The sequence below is a fragment of the Labilibaculum sp. genome, from assembly GCF_963664555.1.
GTDB lineage: Bacteria > Bacteroidota > Bacteroidia > Bacteroidales > Marinifilaceae > Labilibaculum.
On sequence record NZ_OY761461.1, the window covers coordinates 1,335,815 to 1,359,435 of the forward strand.

The following is a 23,621-nucleotide window of genomic DNA, read 5'->3' on the forward strand; positions in this document are numbered from 1 at the left end:
AAATATATTAAATTGACAATTATGAAAAGAGTATTAGTTGCAACCGGTGGTGGTGATTGCCCGGGGTTGAATGCTGTGATTCGCGCCGTTGTGAAACGTGCAGCACAGGAAAAAGATTGGGAAGTAGTAGGAAGTATTCAGTCTTTCGATGGAATATTGAAAGAACCAACTGAGATAAAAATATTAGATGATGCTGCCGTAAAAGGAATCCACTACCAAGGTGGTACAATAATTGGAACTACCACAAAGGGGGGTCCATTTGCTTGGCCTGTAAAAAATAAAGATGGTTCTTGGGGGTCTGCCGATCGTTCAGACGAAATGATTCGTAAACTGCAATATTTAGGAATAGATGCAGTAATAAGTATTGGTGGTGATGGTTCTCAAAAAATTTCACAAGCTCTTTACGAAAAAGGATTGAACATTATTGGGGTTCCTAAAACCATCGATAACGACCTTTCGGCAACCGATTTTACTTTCGGTTACCAAACCGCAGTGCAGATTTGTACGGAAGCTGTTGATAAGTTAAAAACTACTGCTGCATCTCATAACCGTGTTTTTATTTTGGAAGCTATGGGTCGTGATGCGGGATGGATTGCTTTAAGTGCTGCTATTGCCGGTGGAGCAGAAGCTTGTTTAATTCCTGAGCTTCCTTACGATATCAAAAAAGTAAAGGAAAAATTAGATACTCGTTTCTTAAAGGGAAAAGGTTTTGGTATTATCGTTGTTGCTGAAGGAGCTATGCCTAAAGGCGGTTCTGCTTTGGCTGCTGAAAGTACTGAAATTGGAAACCCAAATTTGAAACTAAGTGGTGCTGCTGATCGTTTGTTGGTTGAATTGAAAGCTGCTGGCATTGAAGCGGATATTCGTACTACCGTATTGGGTCACTTGCAGCGTGGTGGTATTCCTTTGGCTTACGATCGTGTTTTGGCAACTCAATTTGGTGTTAAGGCATTCGAGATGGTGTTAGAGGGAAAATTTGGACAAATGGTGGCATATCGTCATCCTGAGGTTGTTGGAGTTCCTCTTCCAGAAGCTATTGGAAAACAAAACCTTGTTGATCCAAAATCAAATTTGATTAAAACAGCAAAAGGTGTTGGTATCTGTTTTGGAGACTAATTCTGACAGTAAGATATTTAGCCGGAGTCCTTTGTGGATTCCGGTTTTTTTATGCTTTAAGAGTTTTAATTACTCAGAAAAACCGATGTTTCCACTTTGGTTTTGGAATCATACATTGGTTTTTTTTACCAAACCAATTGTATCGGTTTCTTGAAATTAGATTGTATACCCAATCGGTAATTATTCTTGGTACGAACTTAAAGAAGTACAATGCTCTCCAAGGATAAATTAAGTGTTTCGTTAGTTCTAAAACGGCGGAGCTTTTTGTGTAAATTTGCTTGTTTTCGATGAAGATTATGGTGCTAAGTTCTTCATTGGTAAGTTTGTATTGAACCAGTAAATCTCTGGCAAAGTCAGACTGAAGTGATGCAAAATGAAGATTTTCTTTTCTGTTACAGGCAAGTAAAAATCGAACGGAAGTAGTACATAAATTGCAAACCCCATCGAAAAGTACGATAGGGTCTGAATAATTTTGATCTGATTTGATATGTTGCATATAACTATTCCTAAAACAGTTTGCAAGACAAATTGTTCATCCCTTAATAGATAAAATTAAAAATAAATCCGACACAAAGAATTCCTGCAGCAACTATTCCTACAAATGCCAATATCAAAGGCATTTTTAATACCTTTTTAAGGATAATAATTTCGGGTAAGGACAAACCAATTACCGACATCATAAAGGCGAGTGCGGTTCCCAGCGAAGCTCCTTTTTCGATTAAAACGCTCACAATAGGAATGATACCTGCCGCATTTGAATACATAGGAATGCCGATAAGAATGGACAAAGGGACTGAGTACCATGCTGATTTTCCCATTAGTGCAGCCATGTAATCTTCAGGAACGTAACCATGCGCCGCCGCGCCAATTGCAACACCAATAACTATGTAGAGCCAAATTTTACCGACAATTTCTTTAACTGTATCCAAACCAACCTTAATACGATGCGAAAAGTTCATTTTGGTTTCATCTGTACTTGTTTGTCCTGTTTTTACTTCAAAAACCCAGGCTTGTATATATTTTTCAAGCTTTAAAACTCCTATTAGATAGCCGGCAAAAACCGCGATCAATAAACCTGTTAGTGTGTAGATAATTGCAGTTTTCCATCCAAATAAACCAACCAGCATAATAAGTGCGATTTCATTTACCATCGGAGCTGCAATCAGGAAACTAAAAGTAACACCTAAAGGTACGCCTGCCTCCACAAATCCTAAAAATAAAGGAATTGCAGAACAAGAGCAGAAAGGAGTCAGGACACCAAGCAATGCTGCCAGAATATTTCCCATGAAAGTGGATTTTCCAGCCAAAGCGTTTCTGGTTTTTTCAGGTGAGAAATAGCTGCGGATAATACCTACACCAAAAATGATTAGTACCAATAACAGCAGAACCTTAGGAACTTCGAAAATAAAGAAGCGCAAGGTTTCTGAAAGGTGCGTGCCTTTTTGCATCTGAAAAACGGTATCGATTAAAAAATCGGATATATTTTGCAGATTGGCATACAATAAATACCATACGGGAAGTAAAAGAAAAGCCAGAAGAAGTTGCTTTCTATTTGTGATTTGTATTGATTTAATCATAGTGATTGATAGCCTTTAAGCAATAAAAAAGATATAGGTGAAATAAAGACCGGATAGAATGAAAATGACAGCAGCCACTTTTCTAAACCAATACTCGAAACTTTTAACCTTGTTGTAAAAACTGCCTACACCCGATAGTGTGAAAGCAAGCAGATAAGCAATTATTATAACCGGAAGACCGGTTGCAATGGCATAAACTATTGGGAGAAACAATCCATCGGGTTGAGAAATGCTTAAAGGAATTAACATTCCGAAGTACAAAATGCCGCTATAAGGGCAGAACGCCAGTGCAAAAACAATACCTAAGAGCAATGCTCCCCAGTAGCTTCCTTTAATTTTTTCACCGTTAATTTTATTCGTTAGTTTTCCAACTCCTAGAAAATTGATCGAAATTATATCGAGCATAAATATTCCAACAAAAATTAAAATCGGTCCCAATAACCGCTCACCATAGGTATTGAAAAATGAGGATATGTCAAATTTACTGGCTCCAAAATACAAAATGATACCCAAAACGGTGTAGCTAACTGCTCTGCCGAGTGTGTAAATCAGTCCACTTATAAAAATCTTTTTTCTGTTCCCTAAATCCTTACTAATGTATGCTGTTGCAGTAATATTTGTGGCCAAAGGACATGGACTAATTGCAGTCATAAGGCCAAGTAGGAATGCTGAAAGAACAGGTAAGTTGCTTTGGGATAAAAGTTGATCTAAATATTCCATTTTGCAATTGTTTCTGAAAATAAAAACGGCAATATATCTTAATCACATCACAATTTATATTGCCGTGTGTCATCAATATTTCTTCAATCAAGTCAATATTGAATAGAAATTACATATCGGCTTTTAAGGTAGATTCCAGTTTTTCAACGTAAGCTTTGGTGTCGTTAATAGCAGTGCGGAATGCAAAAGTTGTTAAATCTTCAATTTCACCTGATTTGCTGTGCTTAATGAAAAGGGAAGAGCCCGATGCCTGAAATTCTTTAGCCAAAGCTTCATTTCCTTCTTCATCCAGATTAATATCGAAGAATTTTACATTCATTTTTTCTGCAATCTCCTTTGCTTTTTCGCCTACAGCTTTGCAGGTTTTGCATTTTCTGTCGCCATGAAAATAATAGATGCCTGCGTTTTCAACGTTTTGCGTGGTTAATTTACTTTCTGCAGATTTTTCACATTTACTGCAATCATTAGTGCAGGCAACTTTGGTTTCTGCTTTTGCAGTTTCTTTTTTTGTATTCGATTGACAAGACGCAAAGCTAATACCAATTGCCAATAGACTGTAAAGTGCTAGATTTTTCATTTGAGAAATGTTTATGCGTTTTGAATAAACTCTTTGATTTCAGATACTGAAGGCACTTTTCCGCTCACCACTACTTTTTCGTTAATAACAAGGGCAGGAGTCGACATCACACCATAAGATAGAATCTTTACCATATCATCCACTTTCGTGATGTTGGCTTCAATTGCTAATTCTTCTACTGCTTTTTTTGCTGCTTCGGCTAATGTACCGCATTTTTTGCAGCCCGGACCTAATACTTTAATTTCCATAATAATGTTTTGTTTGTGTTCATAGTAATTTGCTTTGAAGAGAGTGTGAGAGGAGATTGAGTCTGAAATCTCATATCTGGTATCTCACATCTACTACTTGAAAAATTCTTTAAATAATTTTTGGGCCATTGCCCAATTCTCTTTGTTTAGGCAGTATTTAATTTTAGGAGGGGTAATTTCGCCCTGAATTAAACCTGCATTTTTTAGTTCTTTTAAATGCTGAGAAAGGGTTGATCTGGCAATGGGAACTTCCTCTGCCAAATCGCCGCTGTAGCAGCAGGTTTGTTTCGAAAGTAAATCGCAAATATAAATGCGCACAGGATGCGACAAGGCTTTGGCAAATCGGGCCAATTGTTTTTCATCGGTGGAATAGAACTCTTTTACTTCCATATGTTTCGTATTTCGTAAAACTACGAAACGAAGGTAAAGGGAAATTTTAAAAGAGCAAAATTTTGATGGGAAAAATTAATGTTTATCTGTTGTTTTTTTTTGTCACAGTACTATAATATGTAGAAAATGATTAGCATACAGTAAAACTCCAGTGGGGCGAAATATTTTATTTTGTCAGGAATTTCAACAATGCAAGCCGACTGCAGGTTGGGTCTCATTTAATAATACATTTTAGAAATGATGAAAACTCAGTGGTGCGAGCCCAACTATATTGGAATTGTGGTAGTTTGGAGGATGGATTTTAATTTTGGCAAATAATTTATGTTTGCCTGTTTTTAAATTCGAATAATTTCCAAACAAGCCTCTGTTTTGTCGGTATAATCCTGAGGTTTTCCGTCGTAAGTCTATCGTGTTCCGCCACAACTTTGAAGCGTTCCGGCGTAATTCTAAGGTTTTCCGGCATAACTTTGAAGTGTTTCGGCGTAACTTTAAGGTTTTCCGGCACAAGTCTATAGTGTTCCGCCACAAGTTTATTGTTCGGCGCCGCAGGAAAACTTTAAAAATATTCAGGAAATAGATAAACGTGTTCTACCAGTTAAATGTTGTAGTTCCATTAAGAGTTACCAGTAAATTTCGCACGATAAAAAAACCGGTTTCCTATTTAAGAAGACCGGCTTTCTATCGTCGTTTAATTTGTATTTATTCTGCAGTTTGCACTTCGCAGGAATTGCCCATGCAGTTCGGTTTTACATCCGGTTGTTTCATCAATTTTAGTTTAACGGCCAGAAAATAAAGCTGACAGCCAACACAAATACCAAATGCGGTTTCAACAAACATTAAAAGCATGCAGAGCAGGCAAAGCATGCAAACCGATTCAAAAATTGTTGGGTCGCTTTGCAAAGGAATTGATAAAAAGAATACGACCGATGAAATGGCCAATCCTAAACTCCATGCAAATCTTTTTTGCACGGCACCAATGTATATTGGTTCTTGTTTGATCACGATTAATCGGGCTATAGCATTTGATGGAGCGTATTTTGGATTAATAAACACGCTTATCAGGAAGCTTAGCATCATAAATCCAGAAACGTAAGGAATTGGCGTATAATTTTGAAAAAATACTCCGGCAACAACAGCAACTAATCCCATTATGAATAGGATACCTGCACTTGCCCGAACTTCTCTCTCGTTTAAAACTTTGTAATCGATTCCCTCTATATATTCTCCAAAACTCACTATTGACATCTTCCTGTATTTTATGAATAATCGAATTGCAAAATAATAAAAATACCCACAGGTATTAAATGTAAATAGTTAAGCAAATGTTAAAGTGGGTTTGATACTCCTATTTTCCAATGGAGGGAACTTTTTGAGATGAGCCATGTTTGGTTCTTGTGAGTCCTATGAGGATATTTATATTGTAATGTTTTTATTTTAGGATTGGCCGTGGAGTTGGGGACAAAAAAAAACCGGTTCCCCAGAAGGAAACCGGCTCTATAAATATGGGTGTCAGCTTATCTGATTTGAGCTCCCAATTGTTTTTCGTAGCTCTTAATCAGTTTCTGCATAATTTTATCAATTTGCTTGTCTTCCAATGTTTTTTCAGTGTCCTGAAGAATGAAACTCACTGCGTATGATTTTTTGTCAGCACCTAGTTTTTCGCCTTCATAAATATCAAACAGAGATACAGATTTCAGCATGCTCTTTTCACAATTGAAAGCGATAGTCTTAATTTCAGCAAAGCTGGTTGCCTTGTCGATAAGTAAAGCCAAATCGCGTTTAACGGCAGGATACTTAGGAATCTCGGTGTAAGCAACTTTGTTTTTAGAAGCTTCTCCAATTAAAGTTTCCCAATCGAAATCAGCATAGTAAACAGGAACATCAATGTCCATTGCTTTTAGAATCTTGCCACTTACCATTCCAACTTCTACCAATACCTTTTTCTTAACACCGTAGCTTAAGCCTTCGGTAAACTGGTCGTTTTCGGTTTCGGTAATTCTTAATTTTTCGATCTGGAATCCCAAACGTTTCAGCACATTTTCAGTGAAAGCTTTCATATGGAAGAAGTTGGTAGGTTCTTCTTTCAGATTCCAGTTTGCCGCTGTTTTATTTCCGCACATAAAAACACTTAGGTGTTCTTTTTCGAAATAATTGTCAACCGGATTTTCGTTTTCTTCATTCTTAAAGTGCTGGTACGATTTACCAAACTCATAGAATTTTAAATCTGAATTTCGGCGGTTGATATTGTAAGCGACACATTCCAGGCCACCAAACAGGAGGCTCTGGCGCATGGCATTTAAATCGGAACTAAGCGGGTTGAAAATACGAACGGTATTTTCAATCTTCAGGCTTTCCAATCCTTCATAGTAAGAAGCTTTGGTTAGCGAATTGTTCATGATCTCGTTGAAACCAGCATACGACAACAGATCAGCAATGGTATTTCTTAACTTGTGCTCATCTGGTTTTGGAGCGTAGCTTAATGATGCATTTACTTTACCGGGAACTTCAACATTGTTGAAACCATAAATGCGCAGTACTTCTTCTACAATATCAGCTTCACGTTTTACATCTACTCTGTATGGAGGCACCAAAAGGTTTAATGCATCACCATCTTCTTTTTCGATACCAATTTCAAGAGCAGTTAAAATATTTTTGATAGTTTCCTTTCCAATTTTTTTGCCGATTAAACGCTCGATACGATCAACGCTTACCTCAACTTTAAAATCGGCAACCGGGTTTGGATAAATATCAATCACTTCAGATGAAATGCTGCCGCCTGCAATCTCTTTAATTAAAAGAGCTGCACGTTTCATAGCATAAATGGTATTGTTGGGATCGGTTCCCCGTTCAAAACGGAAAGAAGCATCGGTATTTAAGCCATGACGACGAGCCGTTTTACGAACAGATACTGAATCGAAATAAGCACTTTCAAGAAATACAGAAGTCGTTGCTGCACTAACACCTGATTTTAATCCTCCGAATACACCCGCGATACACATTGGCTCTTCAGCGTTGCAAATCATTAAGTCGTTTTCGTTCAATTCTCTTTTTGTTTCGTCAAGAGTAGTGAATTGAGTGCCGCCAGCTAAGGTTTTTACGATTACTTTATTTCCTGCTATCTTCGAGTAATCGAAAGCATGCAATGGCTGACCTGTTTCAAACAATACGAAATTGGTGATGTCCACCACGTTATTGATTGGTTTTAAGCCAATTGCTTTCAAGCGGTTCTGCAGCCATTCCGGCGATTCAGCTATGGTGATACCACTCACACAAACACCAGAGTAACGGTGACAGGCTTTTTGGTTTTCAACAACAACCTCAATTGGAGTATTGTTGTTTTCAACAGTAAAAGCTTCAACCGAAGGCATTTTATATTCGATTTCTTTTTGTTGTTTTAAATAAGCGGCCAAATCTCTGGCTACACCAATGTGCGATGCACCATCAATACGGTTAGGAGTCAGGTCAATTTCAATGGCAATATCGTCTTCCACATTGAAATAGGTTGCAGCAGCAGTTCCAACTACAGCTTCGGCAGGAAGAACCATAATTCCTTCGTGACCAGTACCAACACCAATTTCGTCTTCGGCACAAATCATACCCAAGGAAACTTCGCCCCTGATCTTCGATTTTTTAATGGTAAAGCTTTCGTCTCCATCATACAAAACAGTTCCAACGGTAGCTACTACTACTTTTTGTCCTGCGGCTACATTAGCAGCACCACAAACAATTGGTAATAATTCTTCGCCATTCACATCAACACTTGTTATGCTCAAATGATCCGAATTTGGATGGGGAATACAGGTTTTCACTTCACCAATAACCAAACCTTCCAAACCACCTTTAATGGATTGAATTTTTTCGATTCCACCAACTTCCAAACCAATTTGAGTTAGAATGTCATCCATTTCAGCAGGCGTAAGATCAATATCAATGTAATCTTTAAGCCATTTGTACGATACCTTCATTGTATGTGTATTTTATCAGATAGTATTCAAATTTATGGATAAAGTGATGTATTTGCTTCACCTTATTCTACAAGCTTACAAAAGTAGAAATTTTACCTCCAAGTAACAAGTAGGATAGATGCTTAAAATTGGCAAGCTTTTAGAAAATGAATTAACCGCAAAGAGACAGAAAGTACAGCACCAGGCAGCACTAAGAAAAAAGGAGTCTGAATCCATCAGAAAATTAACCGGTAAGCACATCGAGGTTTACGGAGTTTTTCCTCAGTGCCTTCTCCGTTTCTCTGTGGTTAAATGGATTTATCGTTCCAGGAAATTGATTATTGCCCCGAATTCGAATATATTTGTAGAATTATCAAAATAAATATATGAGCGAACTGAAAGTGAAACCAATCATACTTGTAACGAATGACGATGGTCTTAATGCCAAAGGAATAAAGGCTTTGGTGGCTATGGTTAAAGATTTTGGCGATATTTATGTGGTAGCGCCAAATCGGACAAATTCCGGTAAATCGAATTCCATCACCGTTGAGATTCCTATTCGAATTAAAAAAGTTCGGGATGAGGAGAACCTTCATATTTATAGTTGTAAAGGAACTCCTGTTGATTGTGTTAAGCTTGCATTGAATAAGATTTTGCCAAGAAAACCTGATTTTTTGGTTTCCGGGATTAATCATGGTGCAAATACATCAGTAAGTGTTTTATATTCCGGCACTATGGGTGCTGCTATTGAAGGTTGCATAAATGGCATTCCGTCTATTGGTTTTTCCTTGAATGTATTTGATGCTGATGCTGATTTTACTCAATCTGTTAAGTACGGGCGTAAAATATTTGCAAACCTGCTGCAGAATGGATTAGCATCCGGTGTTTGTTTGAATGTGAATTTCCCTAAAGATGAGATCAAAGGCATTCGCGTATGCCGCCAGGCTGTCGGCAGGTGGAATGAAGAATTTGATCATAGACAGGATCCTTTTGGAGGAGACTATTACTGGTTGACCGGACATTTTAAAAATGCAGAACCTCATAATGAGGAAACCGACGAGTGGGCCATTAAAAATGGATTTGCGTCTGTGGTTCCTACTCAAATTGACATGACAGCACATGCTTTATTAGAGGATTTAAAAAAATGGAATTATGAAGTCTAGGATTAATTCAACCACTATTGGATTGATTGTTGGGATTTTGGTTCCTATTCTGTCTATTTTTCTTGTTTTTTCTGTCAGATTCCAATCCGAGATGAGCTTAGAAACATTTATCGACAGCTTATTGGTTCATAAAATTTATACTAAGGTATTGGCACTTGGAGTGTATTTTGGAAATATTGTTTTCTTTTTCCTTTTTATAAAAACAGATTTGTTGAAGGCTGCCAGAGGAGTGTTGTTGGCAACAATATTATATTCTTTGGCGATTATGGTTTTTCGGTTTGGAATGTAATTTATATAGATATAAGATAATAGACATGAGATATGAGAAAGTCATGTGTAAATTATCTCATTTCCCAAAACTCACCTCTCAAATCTAATTATAAAATGAAATACTATATCATCACAGGGGAAGCGTCAGGAGATCTCCACGCATCGAACTTAATGAAAGAATTGAAAATTCAGGATCCTAAAGCTGAATTTCGATTTTGGGGAGGTGATTTAATGCTCGCACAGGGAGGTGAACTGGTAAAGCATTATCGGGAAACCGCTTTTATGGGTTTTTTGACTGTGGTGAGGAATTTAGGCAAGATAAAAGCCAATTTTTCTCTTTGTGAAAAAGATTTGTTGGAATTTCAGCCTGATGTTTTGATTTTGGTTGATTACCCAGGTTTTAATCTGCGTATGGCAAAATTTGCCAAAAAGCATGGGATTCGTGTTCATTACTACATTTCGCCTAAAATCTGGGCTTGGAAAGAATCCCGGGTGAAGAAGATTAAAGCCTATGTTGACCGGATGTTTACCATTTTTCCTTTCGAAACAGAATTTTATCAGAAACACAATTTTGAGGTGAGTTTTGGTGGAAATCCACTGTTGGATGCTCTTGAGAACCGACCGAATAAAGGGGAAGGTTTTCCCGATTTTATTAAAAGAAACAAACTGAGCGAGAAGCCGATTATTGCTTTACTTGCAGGATCCCGCAAGCAGGAAATTGAACGGTTGTTGCCAGTAATGTTAAAATGTGTAGATTCTTTTCCTGATCATCAGTTTGTAGTTGCAGCAGCTCCATCAATTGATGCAGAATTTTATGCTTCTGTAACAGGAGATCAAAATGTACAATTCGTTTATGGACAAACCTACGATTTGTTGCAGCAGGCGCAGGCAGCTGTTGTTACTTCGGGAACGGCAACTTTGGAAACGGCATTGCTTCGTATCCCGCAGGTAGTTTGTTATCTTACCGGAGGGGGAAAACTGTTGTTTGCAATCGGGAAGCGATTCTTGAAGGTGAAGTACATTTCTCTCGTGAATTTAATTATGGACCGCTTAATTGTAAAAGAGCTGATTCAGCATACTTGCAATAAAGAGATGATTACCCAGGAATTAAATAAAATTCTTTTCGATAAAGAGTATCGTATTCAGATGCTTTACAATTATCAGCTGTTAAACGAAAAATTAGGTGGCGCAGGAGCATCAGCACGTTTTGCTAAAATGATTTACGAAGATCTGCAGCGGTAGAAAAGCTGACAAATTGTAGCATGCTATTCCGGCAATACCTTAGCAGTTGGACTTTGGTTGTTAACTTGTATCCGACTGATTGTAACAGCAGGATTTCCTTTGTAATACATGTCTCCACTGCTGTAAATGGTCACGTTTAGTTCGTTTTCGGCCCAAACATGCGCTTCGCCAATTCCATTTTGTGCCAGATTTACTTTTTTGCTTTGTAACTCAGAAGCTTTAATGCTGATAATGCCGTTCAATACATAATTTGAAGTTGGGCAAATGCCTTTAAATTCATATCCTCCTGCTGCCGTTCCAAAAGAATGAAAATCGAGGAAATCATACTTTAAATCCAGCTTCATTTCTATCAATTCACTTTTTGAAGTGATGTCGATATCCAATCGATTTCCACTTAATACTCCTTCGCTGGAAAAAGAAGCCGGAGCATCTGCTGTAATTAGTTTGAATTCTTTTAAATGAATTTCAGCTTCGATTAAATCAAAAATTTTAAGATTGTTTTTATGAGAATGATCAATAGTAAGGTTTTGATCGTTTATAACAACAGACGCTTTTGAAATAATGTTCTTACCACCTTTTAACAGAAGAAATTCTTCTTCATCTTTCACTAATGTTATTTTGAATGTGTTGAGATTTTTAATACTGGAAATCTCAGGCAGATCAATCCTTTTTACCATGTACTCTCCTTCATCCTCAAAGGGATTTAGGGTTTCACAAGATGTTAGTGTGAGAAGTAATAAAACGAATACGTAAATTTTATTTTTCACTTTTGTCTTTTTTGATTCGATACCCGATTCCCCATTCTATATAATCGGCTTTTCCCATATGTGCTTTTAAGCTCAAACTGGTTATTAAATGCTTATTGAGTATGTAACGAATGCCAAGTCGCGTATAAATAGGTTTCTCAGGTTCAGTTTTATAATAGGTGTAAACGCCGATGTTGGCAATGATACTAAATTTCTCTATAACAAGATCATGAGAAATAAAAATTGCTTGACTAAAACGATTTTCAAAGTCCGTCTCAGGTTCAAAATCCCATTTTCCTCTGTTGGCTGCTTTATTGTAAAATAAATCAATTCCAAAGCCTATTTTTTGTTTTGCATTAATTCCGAAAGAATAATTCCCTGTTAAGCTGGATGTGTAATATTTATGATGATCTTTCTCCGAAGCCTGCTTAATTCCATTGCCCCAAATCAATACAAATTCATTGGGCAATTTCTCTTCTATTACTGCCGGGGTGAATGATTTTCGGCTTTTTTCATTCCAATAGTACTTTACCCCAAAATTACTTGTTAAAATATTTAGTCCCTTGTTGGGAGCACTAATTGCACCATTTGAAATGTGATTGAATCCAAGTCCCGCATTAATTCCCCATTTAGAATTGATTGAATAGCTTCCCTGAGCAACTAATTTAAAAAAAGCATTGAATTTGGTGCCGATGGCCAGGTTTGTGTAGTTTTTAACCGGATCGAAGTGTTTTTTTGTATAACCAAGTCCAATTCCTAATTGTGTGTTCATTTCCCATTTATTACCTCGCGATAGGGGGAAGTTTATGTATGGAAAAATAGCGGTTACATTTCCCAATACCTTATCGTTACCCAAACTGCCATGATACAATCCAAGGCCAACTTCAGGTTGTTTGTACAACTTAGCCCAGTTCTTTTCATTTGATGGTATGTAACCCATATTTAATTCTACGGCAGAAATTTGATCATTTATTAAATAGCTGATGGATTTATGATGAGGCATAACCACGCCGTAATGATATTGAATAGTAGTTGTGAATATGTCCTTGTTGTTTTTTTTCTGGGTAAATGCAGTTTTACAGAAAAGAAAAAATATAAAAAGGAGAAAGTAGTTTTTCATTTTATGGTATTGATTTCATCAAAGCTCATTGTTAAAATGTTAACTTAGAATTTATCCGAAAAAGTATCGTTTTCAATTGAATTTTGTAATCACGGATCAAATTTATGTAAGTTAAATTGATTTCGCAAAGAGTTTTTTCAACTGGAATAATTTTGCAAATTTGTAGAATAAGAATTTTTAACCAGAACGTAAATATATGTTGCCACTGCTTAGCAAAGAAATCAGGACTTTTTTCAGTTCAATTTCCGGGTATTTAATTCTTTCCATATTTTTAATTGCAACAGGATTATTTGTTTGGGTTTTTCCGGGCAATTCAAATCCTTTGGATTCAGGATATGCGAATTTAGATGTTCTTTTTGAAATGGCTCCCTGGATTTATTTGTTTTTGATACCGGCAGTATGCATGCGGCTATTTGCAGAGGAGAAAAAGCAGGGAACAATTGAACTTTTAATGACTCGACCAATATCTGATATGGGAATTGTATTGGCAAAGTATTTTGCAGGACTTACTGTTGTCACATTTTCTTTACTGTTCAGTCTGGTTTATTATTGCTCTGTTTATTATTTGGGCAGTCCGGTGGGGAGTATTGATTCCGGAGCATTTTGGGGATCTTTTATTGGCCTGTTCTTATTGGCAGGAGTTTATGTTTCGATAGGTGTATTTGCAAGCTCTTTAACAGATAATCAGATTGTAGCTTTTTTATTGGCATTGGTGTTTTGTTTTGTGTTTTACATTGGTTTCGATTATTTAGGGGAGATCAGCAGTATGCAGTATTTGCAGAATGTGATTGCTTCCATGGGAATCAATGAGCATTATAAATCCATTTCAAGAGGAATTGTTGATTCCCGGGACTTGCTGTATTTTATTGGAGTTATAATGGCTTTTCTTTTGCTGACACGGACAGTTCTTAAGAGTAGAAAATGGTAAATGGATTTAGGTATGGTACGAAATAGAAAATTAAAAGACCTTTTTCAACTGCTGATATCGGTATTGGTTATAGTGATTGTTATTCAAGTTTTACAAGTTTATTTTTTTCGTTGGGATTTGACTTCCGAAAAACGATATTCTTTATCGGATAATACCAAGGAATTAGTGTCTCATTTAGAGAAAGACTTATATTTTGAAGTGTACCTTTCTGGAGATTTACCTTATGGATTCACAAAACTTCAAAAGGCCTGCCTGGAAATGATTGATGAGTTTTCGTCTTACTCCAATGTTAATATATCGTATTCTTTGATCAATCCTAATGATGTTTCTAATCCGAAAAAACGAAAAGAATTTCTTGATCAATTGGTGAGTAGAGGCTTGAAGCCAATTAATCTGCAGGAGAAAACCACTGACGGCAGCTTAAATCAGAAGTTGGTGGTTCCTGGAATTATTGTTCATGACAGAGAGAAGGAGACTAGTGTTCATTTGTTAAAAAGTGTGGCTGGTTTATCTTCAGACCAAAATTTAAATCATTCCATTGAGGAGTTGGAGTTCGAACTGACCTCGGCCATTCGAATGCTGCAGAATAATATGCCAAAAGAAATAGCATTTCTTACCGGCCATGGTGAATTGGGAGAGTATGAAGTGGCTGATTTTACTGCTTCTCTTCTGCAGCGTTACGAAGTGAAAAGAATTCATGCTCAGGCTTTGAATACTCAAAAAAATCAATATTCTGCTTTGGTAATTGCACAACCGCGCCAGGAGTTTTCCGAAGAAGATAAATATCAGATCGATCAGTACGTGATGAATGGCGGACGCGTGATGTGGTTGGTTGATGAGGTGATTGCTTCGATGGATAGTTTGGTGACAAAGGAGAGTACAATGGCCTTTTTTCAGCCATTAAATATGGAAGACCAATTGTTTAGATATGGTGTGAGAATTAATCCTGATTTGGTAATGGATGTTCAGAGTCAGCTGATTCCTGTGCAAACAGCTTTACCTGGTCAGCCGGCCAAATTTACGCCGGCACCTTGGTATTATTCGCCACTTTTAGTTGCTCCCGATTCTCATCCAATCACACGAAAATTAAATGTGATAAAAGCTGAGTTTGCAAATTCGATTGATTTTGTTGGTGATAATAAACAAATAAAAAAGCAGGTTTTATTGGCTAGCTCGGAGTATACAAGGCTTGAAAAAGTTCCCAAACCAATTAGCCTGAATATTGTAAATCAAAAAATGGAGGCATCCGACTTTCCTGCCGGATCAAAAAATATTGCTGTTTTATTAGAGGGGATATTTCCATCTGTTTTTCAGAATAGAATCTGGAACGGAATCAATAAAAATGATTTTAAACCGGAAAGTGTTCCAACTAAAATGATTGTAATATCGGATGGTGATGTAATTAAGAACAGGGTAAGAGGAGTGGGAAATAATCGCCAGATTGAAGCTTTGGGATACGACAGATATAGTAAGTCAACATATGGCAATAGAAATTTTTTACTTAACTGTGTTGATTATTTGTGTGATGATAACGGATGGATGCAATTACGGTCAAGGGAAGTGAAATTAAGAATGCTGAACAAAACCAAAATTAGATCGGAAAGATTGTTTTGGCAGCTTGTGAATGTGTTACTACCTCTAATTCTACTTCTTGTTTTTGGGCTTGTTCGTTTCTATGTCAGAAAACGAAAATTTGCATCATCGGGTGATTCAAATATTGTTTAGAAATACTATTTTTGTCGCCTCTAAAATAAAGTTTAAGAAGGTCTTCTTTCATTCTGAGTTTTATTTTTATGATTTTTATTGTGATGAATAATGTGTTTTAATGGTAAATAACATCCATTCAATTAAATACTGGTTTTATTTACTGGAGCCAGCTTTGTTTTTTGAATGAAGATTGTCAGGATTCCTTAATAAATTTGTATATTCACCACTTGTTATTTGCCCTTTGCCGCAATTGAATATTTCTTGTGTAAGGGTTCCTGATTTTGAATTTTTGGTTAATTTTTAAATATTATGCAAATGAAATTTGTAGTATCAAGTACAGAATTGTTAAGTCATTTACAGGCAATTAGTCGTGTTATCAGTAGTAAGAATACCTTACCAATTCTCGACAATTTTTTGTTTGAATTAAAAAATGATCAATTGGTAGCTACTGCTTCGGATTTAGAATCTACCTTAATTACTACAATTCCATTAGAGACTTCGGTAGGCGAAGGGGTAATTGCTTTTCCAGCTAAAATTTTGACTGATACTTTAAAAGAATTTCCAGAGCAACCACTTACATTCGATATCGATCTAACTTCTTTGGCAGTAAAAATTACTTCCGAAAACGGGGTGTTTAGTATTGTTGGTCAGAATGGAGAAGATTTTCCAAAACTTCCTGTAAAACAGGAAACTAATTTGGTGAATATTTCAGTTGAAAGTTCTGTTTTGTTAACAGGGATCAATAAAACATTATTTGCAACAGCTGATGATGAACTTCGTCCGGTGATGAATGGGATTTTTGTTGAATTGGGAAATAATGATCTTACTTTTGTAGCTTCTGATGCTCATAAATTAGTTCGTTACAAAAGATTAGACGGAAGATCTGAGGTTGAATCATCGTTTATTTTGCCAAAGAAACCAGCATCGCTATTGCGTAATATTCTTCCGAAAGAAACAAATCCTGTTCGAGTAGAGTTTGATGAGAAAAATGCCTTTTTTACTTTGTCTAATTACAAGTTGATTTGTCGTTTGGTTGAAGGAAATTATCCAAGTTACAATTCGGTTATTCCTAAAACGAATCCTAATAAATTAACGATTGATAGAGTTGAACTATATAATACATTAAGACGGGTTTCCGTATTTTCAAATCCGGCAAGTAATCTAATTAAATTTGAATTGAAAGCAAATGAACTGGTTGTATCTGCTCAGGATATTGATTTTTCAATATCAGCAAGGGAAAGATTGCAATGCCAGTATGAAGGACAGGATTTGGAAATCGGATTTAAATCGGTATTTCTTTTAGAGATTTTGTCCAATATTTCTTCCTCAAACGTTATGGTCGAATTATCCGATCCAACAAGAGCAGGTATCTTTCTGCCTTACGACAATGATAATGCTGACGAGGATGTGTTGATGTTGTTAATGCCAATGATGATTAATGCCTAAGCAAAGATCTGCATGATTACAAAATAAAATAACCCAACAGAACGTAAAGTTCTGTTGGGTTTTATATTTTTGTTGTATAAGCTAAATTTCATAAGAATCCCATGAATCTGAATTTAAAGAATCCAATTGCCTTTATCGATCTTGAAACAACAGGAATTAATGTTGCGAAAGATCGTATTGTAGAAATGTGTATTGTAAAAGTGAATCCCAATGGTGATGAGGAGGTGAAAACCTTTCGGGTAAATCCCGGAATGCCAATTCCTGCGCAGTCAAGTGCTATTCATGGCATAACTGATGAGGACGTGAAAGATGAGCCATTGTTTAAAGAAGTAGGTAAAACCATTGCAAAATATTTAGAGGGGTGCGATTTGGCAGGATACAATTCCAACCGATTTGATTTTCCTTTGTTGGCAGAGGAGTTCTTGCGTGCAGATATTGATTTTGACATGAAAAAAAGAAAGTTTGTGGATGTACAGACTATTTTTCATAAAATGGAACAGCGCACACTTGTTGCAGCCTATAAATTTTATTGCGATAAAGAACTAGAAGGAGCGCACGGTGCCGAGGCAGATACAAAAGCGACGTATGAAGTTTTAAAATCACAGTTAGACAAGTACGACAATCTTGAAAATGACATTGATTATTTGTCAAAATATTCATCGCAGAATAACAATGTTGATTTTGCCGGTTTTATTATTAAAGATGAAAAAGGGATTGAAACCTTTAATTTTGGAAAAAACAAAGGTGTGGCTGTGGAAAAAGTATTGGCTGATCAACCAGGTTATTATGGTTGGGTAATGAATAGTGATTTTCCATTGTACACCAAAAAAGTACTTACAGAGATTAAATTGAGAGGGTTTAATAAGTAATAGATTATTGATGAAAATTTTAGCAATAGGAAGAAATTACGAAAATCATGCTAAGGAGCTTAATAATCCGGTTCCTGAAGAGCCTGTGGTGTTTTCGATGCCCGATTCTGCACTTTTAAAAAACAATAATGATTTTTATTACCCTGACTTTTCCAAAGACATTCACCATGAGGTGGAAGTGGTGGTGAAAATTTGTAGAGTAGGTAAGAATATACCTTTAGAATTTGCTCATCGGTATTATGATGAAATCGGTTTGGGCATTGATTTTACCGCCCGGGATATTCAAGCTGAATGTAAAAAGAAAGGCTTGCCATGGGAAAAAGCAAAGGCATTTGATGGTGCTGCGCCAATCAGTAAATTTATATCGAAAGATAAGTTCAGGGATGTTAATCAGTTGAATTTCCATTTGGATATCAATGGGAATCGGGTGCAGACAGGTAATACTTCAAATATGATTTTTTCAATTGATTATCTGATCTCGTATTTGTCACAATATTTCACGCTGAAAATCGGAGATCTGATATATACAGGAACACCGGAAGGTGTGGGTCCGGTTAAAATCGGCGATCATTTGATTGCTGAGCTGGAAGGGGAGAAAATGATGGATTTTAGCATTCGCTAAGTAAAATACTGTATTATTTCTTTATTTAAATATATGGAACGACCGGAACACTTATGTTTACGGTCGTTTTCTTATAACCTGTTGAGAGGTAACTACTTTGATGATGTTTTGTTTGAGGAATGTTCTATTTCTATGATATTTAACACTTTAGCTTATTGGCTTTGCTTTCGAAAACCTTTTAATAGTAAGGAAACATCACTATCTTTGCGCCAATATCACAACTAAATAACTTTTATGGAATATCAACATTGGGGCAAATTAATTCGAGATCGTATTGAAAAATATTCAGATCGAATTGCTATGCACTATAAGGATGAAAAAAGTGGGGAATGGGTTGGTGTAGCCTGGACTAAATTTGGATTAGACATTCGACAAATATCAAAAGCTTTAATAAAGATAGGCGTTGAAGAAAAGCAAATGGTTGCTATCTTTTCACAAAATATGCCGGAATGGATTACCGCAGATTTGGCAATCATGAGTATTCGCGGAGTAACCGTTCCTATTTATCCTACGAATTCAACTTCAGAGGCAAAATATATAATCGAAGATTCTGAAGCACAGGTTGTTTTTGTTGGAGAACAAGAACAGTACGATCGTGTAATGGAATTAATTAAGACGGTTCCGCATGTAAAGATGGTGGTCGCTTTCGATAAGAATATTGTTTTGACAGACTTTGAAAGATCAATGCATTGGGATGAATTCTTGATTTACGGAAAGAATGCAATGAATGGTGCTGCTTTTGAAGAACGATTTGGAAGAGCAGAATTAGATGATCTTGCTACCTTGATATATACTTCAGGAACAACAGGAGAACCAAAGGGAGTAATGATCGATCACAATAATATTTCAAGTGTACTGGTCTCACATGATAAGGAATTGAATGTATCTGATAAAGATGTTTCTCTTAGTTTTTTGCCTTTAAGCCATGTTTATGAACGAATTTGGTGTTTCTTCTGTTTTCATCGTGGGATAGAAATTTATTTCAATCTTGATCCTAAAAAAATTGGAGATGCGATGAAAGAAGTGAAACCTACTCTAATGTGTACAGTTCCAAGAATTTACGAGAAGATTTATGCGGCCATTCAGGAGAAAAGTAAAGGAGCCTCAGCTGTAAAGAGATCTTTAATGAATTGGGCGATTAAAATTGGTGGTAAATATTATAATGAACACCTCCTATTTGAGAAGAAAGTTCCTGCCGGTTTGAATTTCAAGCACAAGCTTGCTGATAAATTAGTGTTGAGTAAACTTCGTGATATATTTGGTGGCAGGATTAATTTTATGCCATGTGGCGGAGCTCCGTTAGATTCAAATATTATTGAATATTTTCATGCTACTGGTTTAAATGTAAAAATGGGATATGGCTTAACCGAAACCATGGCAACGGTATGTTTGTATGGTGATAAGAATATCGATTTTAACACAACAGGTCGGATAATTGTTGGAACCGAGATTAAAATTGGTGATAACGATGAAATCTTAGTAAAAGGACCTGGAGTTATGCGTGGTTATTACAAGAAACCTGAAGCCACCGCCGAGGTAATAAAAGATGGGTGGTTTTGTACTGGTGACGCAGGGATTATTGATGAAAACGGAGCTGTAACCATTACCGATCGCATTAAAGATTTGATGAAAACTTCGGGAGGGAAATATGTTGCTCCCCAAAAATTGGAAAAAACCCTGGTTAACGATCAGTTTATAGAGCAGATAGCCGTAATTGGTGATTGCAGACAATATGTAACTGCTTTGGCAGTTCCGGCAATAGAACCTTTGCAAAAATATGCCATACAGAATAATATTGGATTTGAAACCATAGAAGAGCTACTCGGGAACTCTCAAATTATTGAGTTTTTTGAAAAACGATTTGAGGAAATGCAAAAAGAATTCTCGCGTTTTGAGAAGATTAAAAAATTTACTTTATTACCGAAAGAGTTTTCAATCGAGGCTGGAGAGATAACTTCAACGTTGAAATTGAAACGAAAAGTAATTCAGGAAAAATACAAACATCTTATTGATAAGATGTATAAAGATTAATAAACTCACCAGTTTATTTATTAAACTCCGGCAGAATTAATTTTCTGACGGAGTTTTTTTATTTAAATCATCATGTTTTTTGAACTGCCATTCCAATCCAGCGACTGTTTTCCTCGAAAGGGTTTCCTTGCAGATCCGACCAATAGTCTTTCACACTAAACCCACTTTCTCTCATCATTGTGATGGCGCGTTCCAACGAAAAATAATGCTTCCATAAGTTATGAGTCCGGATTTCGCCGTTTTTTAAAATCATCGTGTATTTATCCAGTCTAACCTTATCTTTTTTGTATTTGTAATGAGATTGAAGCAAAAGATGTTCTTCCTCACTCCAAAATCCGTCTTCTTTGCTAATATACCACGATTGCTCAGGTTCTTCGTTTTCGAAATAATGCTTTGTGAATACATCAAAAATTAAATAACCTCTGGGTTTTAACGCTTTTTTTACTTTTTGCAGAAGTAAGGTTCTGTCATCATGAGATAAAACACATAAATCACCGTAAATGAGTGTAATTACATCGAATTCTTCTTTGTAATCCATTTCCATATAGTCTTGGCAAATGTATTTAATCCGATAGTTAAATTCTTCTGCTTGTTCTTTCGCATAATCGATGGAACTTTGCGAGAAATCAATTCCGGTTACAGCAAAACCCTGTCCATAGAAATTTTCACTATACAATCCTGGGCCACAGCCCAAATCAAGTAATTTACTATCTTCCGGAAGTTTCAGGTATTCGCTCAACCAAAGTACTGATTGCACAATGTCCTGATATTTTCTGGAGCCCTGATCCGATTCATCGTCAAGATGAGCATTTAGCAGATGCTCCGAAACGTATGGGTCTTGCCAAAAATTCCCATCGTCTTTTGCAAACAGTTTAGGTTTCTTGGTAATCTTTTCAAGAAGGGAGAAGTCGATTAACCCCTTAGGTGAAATTAAAGTCATAGTTTTCTAAAAAATATATTACTGATTTTGTTGCAATTTTACTCTTTTAATTCCTGAAATACTAAAAACAGAAGTCAAATCAGTCTATTTTAAAGAGTGTTATGCGTGATTTTATTTTTAATGCTTTCGTTTAATCATTACTTCGTATCCTTTAAGGAATTTAAATCCTAGTTTTTTATAAATGTTTAGCGCTGTTTTGTTTGAATGATGAACCTCCAATTTAATTTGCATATTTAAACTTTTAGCATGCGCTAATGCTGTTCCTGTGAGAAGTTTCCCGTATCCTTTTTGTTGATGTTCAGGATGAATTCCCAAATGATGCAGATACAATCGTCTGGAATCATTGGTAACCCAACAAGAGCCAATCAGTTTTTGGTTTTTAGAATCTTCAAGAACCCAGAATTTGCCTCCATGCAATAAGCTTATCTCAATTGTTTCTGCATTGTCGCCCCTATCTTCACCTCCCAAATCGGTTATTTTCCATAATTTAAGAATAGAATGGTAATCATTTGATTTGTAATCCCTAAGATTGATTGAGTTCATCATCTTCTTTTTTTATAACATATACCTGACCGGTTTCAAAACGGATTACTTCTATAAGTGTGTCTTTGTCTATAAAACCGTCCTCCGATTTAGCATCGTAAATTTGGTTTTCGATAAACACCTTGCCCGAAGGACGAAGAACGCTAAGAACGGTTCCTGTTTTCCCTATTAATGATTTGGCTTGCATATCTACACCAACGTAACCATCTTCCTGTTTTTCTACCGTACCAAGAGCTAAATGTCCTAAGAATGAATTGGTGGCAAATAGTCTTTTGCTCGCATAAATTGATCCCACAATGGAGATAAGCATCGAAAAAACAACCAGCATAATTGCACCGAGCAAAGCTCTAATGTGACGGGGCTCAAACTCAAAAGCAACATTGTCAACCAAACTTAAAGCGAGACCGGTAATGATAAGGATGACTCCTGAAATACCAGCAACTCCAAAGCCTGGGATGACAAATATTTCCAAGGTGAGGAGGATGACACCAGCAGCAAATAACAGAATTTCCCAGTTTTCGGCCATTCCTTCCAGATACAGGGGAGAAAAGTAGAGAACCGCTGCAATCGCAGATGCCAGTATCGGGAATCCGATTCCCGGAGTTTGTAATTCAAAATAAATTCCTCCAATAATAATCATGATTAAAATGCCTTGTAGAATGGGATTAATCATGAAATCAATCATTTTTTCAATTCCCGTTGGCTCATACTTTTTAATCGTATATTCTTTTATTCCAGCTTTAGAGAGGACTTCTTCCACACTATTTGCAATTCCTTCGCAGTATCCGTTTTTAATTGCTTCATCGGGTGTGAAGGTTAATACTTTTCCAGTGTCAATCACATTTTCAATATAAGTACGCGGATCAACCATGGCTTCAGCAATTAACGGATCTCTTCGCCATTTGTAGATCGTATCACCTTTTTGGATCAGCGTGTCCTTTCCATGCGATTCGGCTGTTGCGCGCATTGTCGATCGCATGTAGGATTGATATTTATCGGGCATTGCCTCACCAGTTTGATTTACGACAGTTGCGGCTCCAATATTGGCTCCGGTTCTCATGTAAATACTATCGCAGGCAATCGAAATAAGAGCTCCGGCAGATGCTGCATTGTTATCAATAAAAACATATACAGGGATTTTACTGTTTAAGATTGCTGTTCGAATTGAATCTGCATGAATCACCATGCCGCCGTAGGTGTTCATGTGAATAAGAATGATATCAGCATTCCATTCAACCGCTTCCTGAAGTGCATCCTTTGTCTGTCTCCACGCAGCAGGCCCAATTTCCCGTTTAATATCAAACTTGTAAACCTGAGTCGTATTAATTTCAGGAATACTGTCAGTAGGCTGATTTGCAATGAGCTGGAAAGTCAGTGATAAAGAAAAAATGATAGTGAGAAAGCGATGAATGTTATTCATGT

The 23,621-nt window shown here is 36.5% G+C and carries 23 protein-coding genes and 1 pseudogene; 10 read left to right on the top strand and 14 right to left on the bottom strand.

Annotated elements, in window-relative coordinates; all coding sequences use genetic code 11:
* The first annotated feature begins 21 nt into the window (after positions 1-21).
* Positions 22-1,116 (top strand): 6-phosphofructokinase, encoded by a 1,095-nt coding sequence (locus tag ACKU4N_RS05425; protein ID WP_321321338.1) that lies wholly within the window; start codon positions 22-24, stop codon positions 1,114-1,116.
* Positions 1,117-1,189: 73 nt separating this feature from the next.
* On the opposite strand, the gene ACKU4N_RS05430 is transcribed toward ACKU4N_RS05425, so the two are convergent.
* The 8 genes from ACKU4N_RS05430 to pheT all read right to left on the bottom strand — a co-directional run bounded on the left by ACKU4N_RS05430 (position 1,190) and on the right by pheT (position 8,593).
* The gene (locus ACKU4N_RS05430; RefSeq protein ID WP_124992086.1) at positions 1,190-1,612 is read right to left on the bottom strand and encodes a thiol-disulfide oxidoreductase DCC family protein; all 423 of its coding nucleotides are present in this window, start codon (positions 1,610-1,612) and stop codon (positions 1,190-1,192) included.
* 43 nt (positions 1,613-1,655) lie between these two features.
* Positions 1,656-2,693 carry a permease gene (locus ACKU4N_RS05435; protein WP_321321341.1) on the bottom strand — a complete coding sequence of 346 codons (1,038 nt, stop codon included), beginning with the start codon at positions 2,691-2,693 and terminating at the stop codon, positions 1,656-1,658.
* 15 nt (positions 2,694-2,708) lie between these two features.
* Positions 2,709-3,413, bottom strand: coding sequence for an aromatic aminobenezylarsenical efflux permease ArsG family transporter (locus tag ACKU4N_RS05440; protein WP_321321343.1), 705 nt, complete (start codon positions 3,411-3,413; stop codon positions 2,709-2,711).
* Between the two features lie 109 nt (positions 3,414-3,522).
* On the bottom strand, positions 3,523-3,990 hold the full coding sequence (locus ACKU4N_RS05445; RefSeq protein WP_321321346.1) for a nitrophenyl compound nitroreductase subunit ArsF family protein: 468 nt from the start codon (positions 3,988-3,990) through the stop codon (positions 3,523-3,525).
* An 11-nt stretch (positions 3,991-4,001) separates the two neighbouring features.
* Positions 4,002-4,238 carry a thioredoxin family protein gene (locus ACKU4N_RS05450; RefSeq protein ID WP_321321348.1) on the bottom strand — a complete coding sequence of 79 codons (237 nt, stop codon included), beginning with the start codon at positions 4,236-4,238 and terminating at the stop codon, positions 4,002-4,004.
* A 93-nt stretch (positions 4,239-4,331) separates the two neighbouring features.
* Positions 4,332-4,628 (bottom strand): ArsR/SmtB family transcription factor, encoded by a 297-nt coding sequence (locus ACKU4N_RS05455; RefSeq protein ID WP_124992081.1) that lies wholly within the window; start codon positions 4,626-4,628, stop codon positions 4,332-4,334.
* 699 nt (positions 4,629-5,327) lie between these two features.
* Complete coding sequence (locus tag ACKU4N_RS05460) at positions 5,328-5,873, bottom strand: DUF4395 domain-containing protein (protein ID WP_321321350.1); 546 nt, start codon at positions 5,871-5,873, stop codon at positions 5,328-5,330.
* A gap of 269 nt (positions 5,874-6,142) precedes the next feature.
* Entirely contained in the window at positions 6,143-8,593 is a 2,451-nt protein-coding gene (pheT, locus tag ACKU4N_RS05465) for a phenylalanine--tRNA ligase subunit beta (protein ID WP_321321352.1), read from the bottom strand.
* A gap of 365 nt (positions 8,594-8,958) precedes the next feature.
* Between pheT and surE the strand changes: the two genes are divergently transcribed.
* The 3 genes from surE (at position 8,959) to lpxB (ending at position 11,247) form a co-directional block, all read left to right on the top strand.
* On the top strand, positions 8,959-9,735 hold the full coding sequence (gene surE, locus ACKU4N_RS05470) for a 5'/3'-nucleotidase SurE (protein WP_321321354.1): 777 nt from the start codon (positions 8,959-8,961) through the stop codon (positions 9,733-9,735).
* Positions 9,725-10,024: a hypothetical protein gene (locus ACKU4N_RS05475; protein WP_321321356.1), complete on the top strand. Its 300-nt coding sequence runs from the start codon at positions 9,725-9,727 to the stop codon at positions 10,022-10,024. The genes surE and ACKU4N_RS05475 overlap by 11 nt, the downstream gene beginning before the upstream one ends.
* 95 nt (positions 10,025-10,119) lie before the next feature.
* Positions 10,120-11,247, top strand: coding sequence for a lipid-A-disaccharide synthase (gene lpxB / locus ACKU4N_RS05480; protein ID WP_321321358.1), 1,128 nt, complete (start codon positions 10,120-10,122; stop codon positions 11,245-11,247).
* Positions 11,248-11,270: 23 nt separating this feature from the next.
* Here lpxB and ACKU4N_RS05485 read toward each other — a convergent pair whose 3' ends face one another.
* Together ACKU4N_RS05485 and ACKU4N_RS05490 are read right to left on the bottom strand one after the other, a co-directional pair.
* On the bottom strand, positions 11,271-12,014 hold the full coding sequence (locus ACKU4N_RS05485; RefSeq protein WP_321321360.1) for a GIN domain-containing protein: 744 nt from the start codon (positions 12,012-12,014) through the stop codon (positions 11,271-11,273).
* Positions 12,004-13,113, bottom strand: a complete 1,110-nt coding sequence (locus ACKU4N_RS05490; protein ID WP_321321362.1) for an acyloxyacyl hydrolase — start codon at positions 13,111-13,113, stop codon at positions 12,004-12,006. The genes ACKU4N_RS05485 and ACKU4N_RS05490 overlap by 11 nt, the downstream gene beginning before the upstream one ends.
* Positions 13,114-13,309: 196 nt before the next feature.
* Between ACKU4N_RS05490 and gldF the strand changes: the two genes are divergently transcribed.
* The 6 genes from gldF (at position 13,310) to ACKU4N_RS05520 (ending at position 20,716) form a co-directional block, all read left to right on the top strand.
* Positions 13,310-14,041 (top strand): gliding motility-associated ABC transporter permease subunit GldF, encoded by a 732-nt coding sequence (gldF, locus tag ACKU4N_RS05495; protein ID WP_321321364.1) that lies wholly within the window; start codon positions 13,310-13,312, stop codon positions 14,039-14,041.
* A gap of 12 nt (positions 14,042-14,053) precedes the next feature.
* Positions 14,054-15,766 carry a gliding motility-associated ABC transporter substrate-binding protein GldG gene (gene gldG, locus ACKU4N_RS05500; RefSeq protein ID WP_321321366.1) on the top strand — a complete coding sequence of 571 codons (1,713 nt, stop codon included), beginning with the start codon at positions 14,054-14,056 and terminating at the stop codon, positions 15,764-15,766.
* Between the two features lie 297 nt (positions 15,767-16,063).
* The gene (gene dnaN / locus ACKU4N_RS05505; RefSeq protein ID WP_321321368.1) at positions 16,064-17,194 is read left to right on the top strand and encodes a DNA polymerase III subunit beta; all 1,131 of its coding nucleotides are present in this window, start codon (positions 16,064-16,066) and stop codon (positions 17,192-17,194) included.
* Positions 17,195-17,295: 101 nt separating this feature from the next.
* Positions 17,296-18,063: an exonuclease domain-containing protein gene (locus tag ACKU4N_RS05510; RefSeq protein WP_321321370.1), complete on the top strand. Its 768-nt coding sequence runs from the start codon at positions 17,296-17,298 to the stop codon at positions 18,061-18,063.
* A 10-nt stretch (positions 18,064-18,073) separates the two neighbouring features.
* Complete coding sequence (locus tag ACKU4N_RS05515) at positions 18,074-18,685, top strand: fumarylacetoacetate hydrolase family protein (RefSeq protein ID WP_156195004.1); 612 nt, start codon at positions 18,074-18,076, stop codon at positions 18,683-18,685.
* A 234-nt stretch (positions 18,686-18,919) separates the two neighbouring features.
* Positions 18,920-20,716: an AMP-dependent synthetase/ligase gene (locus ACKU4N_RS05520; RefSeq protein WP_321321374.1), complete on the top strand. Its 1,797-nt coding sequence runs from the start codon at positions 18,920-18,922 to the stop codon at positions 20,714-20,716.
* Between the two features lie 70 nt (positions 20,717-20,786).
* Here the strand turns inward: ACKU4N_RS05520 and ACKU4N_RS05525 are convergent, their stop codons facing one another.
* The 4 genes and pseudogenes from ACKU4N_RS05525 to ACKU4N_RS05540 all read right to left on the bottom strand — a co-directional run.
* Positions 20,787-21,656 carry a methyltransferase domain-containing protein gene (locus ACKU4N_RS05525; RefSeq protein WP_321321376.1) on the bottom strand — a complete coding sequence of 290 codons (870 nt, stop codon included), beginning with the start codon at positions 21,654-21,656 and terminating at the stop codon, positions 20,787-20,789.
* 117 nt (positions 21,657-21,773) lie between these two features.
* On the bottom strand, positions 21,774-22,202 hold the full coding sequence (locus ACKU4N_RS05530) for a GNAT family N-acetyltransferase (protein WP_321321378.1): 429 nt from the start codon (positions 22,200-22,202) through the stop codon (positions 21,774-21,776).
* Entirely contained in the window at positions 22,180-23,202 is a 1,023-nt protein-coding gene (locus ACKU4N_RS05535; protein WP_407937241.1) for an NfeD family protein, read from the bottom strand. The genes ACKU4N_RS05530 and ACKU4N_RS05535 overlap by 23 nt, the downstream gene beginning before the upstream one ends.
* An 18-nt stretch (positions 23,203-23,220) precedes the next feature.
* Positions 23,221-23,619, bottom strand: a pseudogene (locus ACKU4N_RS05540) (SDH family Clp fold serine proteinase); the annotation flags it as partial.
* Positions 23,620-23,621: the final 2 nt, after the last annotated feature.